The organism is Bacillus sp. SIMBA_074 (assembly GCF_046534555.1).
Taxonomy (GTDB): Bacteria; Bacillota; Bacilli; order Bacillales; family Bacillaceae_G; genus Bacillus_A; species Bacillus_A mycoides.
In genome coordinates, this window is the sequence record NZ_JAWRYM010000261.1 from 1 (window position 1) to 323 (window position 323).

The window sequence follows — 323 nt, forward strand, 5'->3', positions numbered from 1 at the left end:
GTTAGCGGAATGCTTTGACCAATCAGCACATCGGATGGTACATCAATTTGGAATCCTCTTAATTCTCCTGGCGGTGCTGTGTTGTAAACAGCAAGCCCGGTAGGAACGCGTCGTTCTGACCCGCCACTTGGTTTGTTGGACAAAGTGGCATATGTATCTCCCAGTGATCTGGTTGACAATGTCGTTGAGCCACCACCATCAAAGTTGACTGCGCGATACGAGCCCAGCTCGGCCATGACTTTTGCCAGCTCATCGAGGTAAACCCCATTGCTTCCATCAATCGTGACCATGTAGAGCGTTTTTCCGTCCTGAGAAACCCCGAC

General features: G+C 50.8%; 1 protein-coding gene. It reads right to left on the reverse strand.

Features of this window, described 5'->3' with window-relative positions:
• Window positions 1-323, reverse strand: a 323-nt coding sequence (locus tag SB773_RS30770; protein ID WP_410594025.1) for a phosphodiester glycosidase family protein, incomplete at both ends; no start/stop codon positions are given.